Raw genomic sequence first — 1,635 nt, 5'->3', positions numbered from 1 at the left:
GACTGCTGCGCCGCAGCGCATAAATCTTGCATCCAGGCGGCCGTTTGTTCATCCCGTAGCCAAACGGCCGCTGACATCACTTGCGCCCTGAATTATCATAGTCGCCTCATTGCGCCAGCTAACCATCCGCTGGTCGTTCAGCGCCAGCCAAAGGATCCGTTGTGCAAAAAAAATTAGACTCGCTGCTGGCGGCAGCAGGCATTGAGCTGCCCGATCAGCAGAAACAGCAGCTGCTGGGCTATGTCGGCATGCTGGATAAGTGGAACAAGGCTTATAACCTCACGTCGGTGCGCGATCCGCAGCAAATGCTGGTGCGCCACATCCTCGACAGCATCGTGGTCAACCCGCATCTGCAGGGCTCGCGTTTTATCGATGTCGGCACCGGCCCCGGCTTGCCGGGCATTCCGCTGGCGATCGTGCGTCCGGACGCGCATTTCACGCTGCTCGACAGCTTGGGCAAGCGCGTGCGTTTCCTGCGTCAGGTGCAGCATGAGCTGGGCCTGAACAATATCGAACCGGTGCAGAGCCGCGTCGAAGCGTTTCCGGCCGAGCCGCCGTTCGATGGCGTGATCAGCCGCGCGTTCGCTTCGCTGCAGGATATGCTGTCCTGGTGTCATCACCTGCCGGCGAAAGGGCAGGGGCGTTTTTACGCGTTGAAAGGCGTGCGCCCGGATGAAGAGCTGACGCAGCTGCCGGCAGGCGTTAGCCTGGAGTCTATCGTGCGGCTGCAGGTGCCTGAACTGGAAGGCGAACGCCATCTGGTGATTCTTAAGGCAAACTGAGTTTGCTTTTGATCAAACAAGCGTGAATTAAAGGCAGTACCAGGCAAAAAGATAAGCAGGCTAATTAGTTGAGCGCTTTTTTTAGTTAATTTACTTCCCATTAACACAAAAAACGCGGCTAATTAGCGACAATAGAGTAATTGCATTTGGAAATAGTCACGTTAGCAATCATGTGCGAAAGATTGGCGTTTGCTGCTAATGTTAATTGGCTGTTGGAATATTGCCCCGCTGCTTGTCAATAAAAGGTTTTCATCGGGTATACGGATTGTTTTTGAACAGTTAACTGATAATGTTTTGATTTATATAATCTTTTGATCGCTCAAATTGCTAAAGACGGTTTGGTTGACCATCGGCTATAAATCAGGAAGGGACATTACTGTGATCGGCTTCGCGTTTCTAAACGCAACGCTGGAATAATCAGACAATTAAATGCGCCCTATTATTCCGACCGTTTTCTTGTGAAAATAGGCTGGAATAGGGAAATTTAAATAATTGTTCACCTTTTCGCTACTTATCGATTGAATTCGTTGGTATGCCCCGTATAATTTGCTCGTTTTTTGCAGCTGACTCAGAGCAGCAAAGTCAGTTTTATACGTCACTCAGCATACCCACTCTGGGGTACGGAGAGAACAAACGTCATGTCTGTGTCCCTTTACAGCGGAAAAGTTGCTCGCAAATTGCTGTTTCTGCAGTTAATGACTTTTGTTCTGATTAGCGCTGCTTTCGGCCTAAAAAGCCTGGAATGGAGCGGTTCGGCACTGGCAGGCGGTCTCGCTGCCTGGTTGCCGAGTACCATGTTTATGCTGTTTGCCTTGCGCCACCCGGCGCAAACGCCGGCGCCCGGTAGGGTTGC

Annotated in this window: 2 protein-coding genes; both read left to right on the top strand. The window is 51.3% G+C overall.

Features of this window, described 5'->3' with window-relative positions:
* Positions 1-161 precede the first annotated feature (161 nt).
* Positions 162-782 (top strand): 16S rRNA (guanine(527)-N(7))-methyltransferase RsmG, encoded by a 621-nt coding sequence (gene rsmG, locus VGM55_RS23660; RefSeq protein WP_015379471.1) that lies wholly within the window; start codon positions 162-164, stop codon positions 780-782.
* Positions 783-1,420: 638 nt separating this feature from the next.
* Positions 1,421-1,635, top strand: a 215-nt coding sequence (locus VGM55_RS23655) for an ATP synthase subunit I (RefSeq protein WP_331636930.1), incomplete at its 3' end; no start/stop codon positions are given.

This window comes from Cedecea sp. (assembly GCF_036500665.1).
In the GTDB taxonomy this organism is placed as follows: domain Bacteria; phylum Pseudomonadota; class Gammaproteobacteria; order Enterobacterales; family Enterobacteriaceae; genus Cedecea.
Note: the sequence above shows the minus strand (reverse complement) of the source record. Positions and strands in the feature narration are given on the sequence as shown.